We start from the raw sequence: 3,440 nt of genomic DNA, 5'->3' as shown, positions 1-3,440 counted from the left end.
GGCATTATCTTGATCTAATTCTCCAAAGTAAAAAGGATTGTTAGGAAGTTCGCTTGAGCCTGTAAGGAGGGTGGAGTTTAGGAAGATATAAGCTTGGTAGTTTTGGAGTTCTTCAAAAGTAAAATCTGTCGTTGCTTCTAATTTATAAAGTTCATCATAAATACTTTGACAATCAATGATGCTTTTATTTTCACAAAAGAAATAAATACTTTTTTTATCTTTATGAATAGAATATAAAAAGTCTTTACCTATCATAATTTTCCTAAATAATACCTATTTTAGCTTTTCCATTAAAATACAAAGCTTGTGATATTTTACAAACTCCACCTAAATATTGCTCATCCCAAATTTGATCTTTTATTTTATAACTTTTTGAATTATATCTGTATATTTTTGTTATATTATTAATATTTTCAAGACATTTCATATCTTTATAAACTACAATGAAAATTCTAAATTCCCCAATGGCAATTTTATGAGCTAAATTTTCTTGATTATTAATAAAGGAACAATCTTTTCTGTATTTATTAAAATCATTTTTATCAAGAATTAAAATATATTTTTCTTTTTCATGTGCTTTTAAAATAAAATCTATGATTTTTGTTTGACTAATGGTAGGAGCTTTGTAGCTTGTATAATAATTATCTCCAACCTCTTCTAAAATATCATTTGTTTCTTGCATTATGGTGGCTATTAATGAAAGAAAATATTCAAAATGGTTGATTTTTTCTGGAGAGCTTCTTAAAAGCCCAAGAGGTCCATTTTTAAGAGCGAAATTTTTATTATTAATAGCATTATTTTTTAACACAAAAGTTTCTGTATATATTTGAATATTTTTCATAAAATGATTAAGATACTCTATACATTCACTAAAACTTTTATCTTTGACTTTGCTATGGTTAGCATCTAATTCTAAAAGATAGGAGTAGAAGTAAAGAGTTTGAGTTAGGGGGATTATGGAGTGAGAATCTTTACCCGTATAGATAGGCAGTCTATTGTGTGAGCCATATTGAGCAGAAGCGATGATTTCAATTTTACCATTATCATAAATATGAGTGATTTTTTCTGAAACATCTATAGTGTATTTTCCTAAAAGATCTTGCATAATTTTTATTGTATTAGGGTTGATAGCTATATTAGGAAAATTCCAACCATAAATACTAGGGGCATTAAAGGTATAAACTTCGTTAGGGCTAAAAGATAATTTGTCTTTATATTTAATATCGCAATATATCAAAGCCATTTGAGCTAAATACCCACCCAATGAATGTCCTACAAATATAATGCTTTTGTGTTTATTTTTGATTATTTTATTTACTTGTTCTAAAAATTCTAAAAGAGAAGAAGATTGGAGATTGCCATTGAGGGATAGAGTTATGTCTTGAACTATATCTTGAATCGAGCTAATAAAATTATCAGCTTCAGTTCCCCTAAATCCTACCACAAATTTATCTTTTTCTTTATCATAGAACAAAGTAGCGCTAAAACCACTTAAAGTGTTAGGCTGATGAAATTGAACCTCATATCTTTGAGAGAAATTCCTAGCTTGTAATTCTCCAAATTCTCCATTTAGTTTATCAAAATTTGTCTTTTCATCAAAGAAATTTAATATTTTTGATTGCCAATCATTATCTTGTCTTAAATTAATCAATACTTTTTTATCTTTATATTTTTGACTGACAACATGTTCTAAATTTACTTTTATTTCTCTATAACCTCTAATAGAATTTTCTTCTTGAATTTTTTCTTGATTAGAATCTAACTCAAATATATTTCTAGTATTTAAAAAATCAAAATAAAAATAACTAGCTTGTGCAAGTTCTGCATAATCTTTTAAATTATTGATTTGAGTTTTCATTTTTATTTCTTTTAATTAAATAAATTATTGCAAATATTACAATATGTATCACAATAATAATTAAGTACAACTTAAAATTACTATTATTTCTATTAATCAGTAGTAGCAACAAATAGCAACAAATAGCAACAAATAGCAACAAATAGCAACAAATAGCAACAAATATATTTTTTGTATTTCTTGCTTTTTTATAAATCAAATAACAAAAATAAGGCAACAATGGAAAAAGATAAAGTATAACAAGAAAAAAGAATATTTTAGTAAAAGTTGCATCATATCCCATATAATAACCTAAAATAGCCCCAAATCCCCAAATTATAATCCAAATAATATATAGATTTTTTAGTATTATCACACTACTTCCTTTTTTGTTGAAATTTAAATTATTATTAAAAAATCAAAAAAACCAATCTATACAAGTTTAGCATAATTTTTGAGATTGTTAATTTGAGCTTTATTACTCATTTTTTAAATCCATATAGAAAATAAAAAGATATAAAAAAATGTATAAAAAAATACAAAATAATAAAGAAAAATAATAAGAAAGTTCTTTTCTAAATTTAATAGATATTATTAAAAATAATATTGTATAAATACCTAATATTATTACATAATTAAAAAATCCCCCCGAAATAAAGAAAAATAAAGAAAAATAAAGAAAAATAAAGAAAAATAAAGAAAAATAAAGAAAAATATTTTTGGATTTAATAGTTTCTTGTAGTGTTAAATATGATATGTAAGGTAACAATGGATAAGAATATATAAAAAATGCAATCTTTAACATATCACCAAAAATTCTATATCACTAAAATAAGCATATAAAGAACTAAACAAAAAAATAATTCCCCAAAACATCCCCCAAGCAATGTATATTTTTTTTAATAAACCCATTTATTTTCCTTTTTATATTTTTAATAAAATTATCCTACTTTTTAAAAATCAAAATATAATTACACTAGGAACCATTCCAACCATAAACACTAGAGGCATTAAAACTATAAACTTCACTGGGACTAAAAGATAGCTTGTCTTTATATTTAACATCACAATATATCAAAGCCTCACTTAAAGTGTTAGACTAATGTTTTAAAATACAAAATCAATAGTTCTTTTACTCAGTGCATCATTTAACCCTACCCTGCTAATATCATTATCCAATGTTATTTCTTTACTATCAAAACAAGTATTTATAAGAGAAATACAATATTTAGGTTCTATTTTAACTATTTTATTTTGTTCAAAACGAGCTTGTATAGCACAAGCATAAGCTGTGTTTGTATTTTTAGGTTTTACAATATCTTCCCCTTTACTATTTTTCATAACAATATCTTGCTTTAATTTATCACCAAAAGTAAGTTTATCTGCTTTATAAATATTATTCTTTTCATCTTGCTCTATATTTTCCCAAACATATTGCAACATAACATAACTAGCATCTTATATTAGCATAGTCTTTGATTTGAGAAATAAGTTCTTTAGGGTTCATCAGTAACTTTGTCCTGTATATTTTTCATCACTTTTTATAAATTTATTATTAGTAAAATAATGAAAAGATCCTCCTCCTGCACTTTTACGACTAATG

3 protein-coding genes and 1 pseudogene are annotated in these 3,440 nt (G+C 24.5%); all 4 read right to left on the bottom strand.

Going from position 1 to position 3,440, the window contains the following annotated elements:
* Positions 1–255 (bottom strand): hypothetical protein (locus tag L8U98_RS08040; RefSeq protein ID WP_263725484.1); only part of this gene is annotated, 255 nt, incomplete at its 3' end.
* Positions 256–262: 7 nt separating this feature from the next.
* Positions 263–1,858 (bottom strand): lipase family protein, encoded by a 1,596-nt coding sequence (locus tag L8U98_RS08035; RefSeq protein ID WP_263725485.1) that lies wholly within the window; start codon positions 1,856–1,858, stop codon positions 263–265.
* Between the two features lie 1,086 nt (positions 1,859–2,944).
* Positions 2,945–3,280, bottom strand: a complete 336-nt coding sequence (locus L8U98_RS08030; protein WP_263725486.1) for a methyltransferase — start codon at positions 3,278–3,280, stop codon at positions 2,945–2,947.
* Between the two features lie 63 nt (positions 3,281–3,343).
* Positions 3,344–3,440, bottom strand: a pseudogene (locus L8U98_RS08240) (tRNA 2-selenouridine synthase); the annotation flags it as partial.

This window comes from Campylobacter sp. RKI_CA19_01128 (genome assembly GCF_025771175.1).
Taxonomy (GTDB): domain Bacteria; phylum Campylobacterota; class Campylobacteria; order Campylobacterales; family Campylobacteraceae; genus Campylobacter_D.
Note: the sequence above shows the minus strand (reverse complement) of the source record. Positions and strands in the feature narration are given on the sequence as shown.

Coding starts and splice junctions, on each gene's coding strand:
- L8U98_RS08030 (WP_263725486.1), bottom strand. CDS start 3,280: ATGTTGCAATATGTTTGGGAAAATATAGAGCAAGATGAAAAGAATAAT.
- L8U98_RS08035 (WP_263725485.1), bottom strand. CDS start 1,858: ATGAAAACTCAAATCAATAATTTAAAAGATTATGCAGAACTTGCACAA.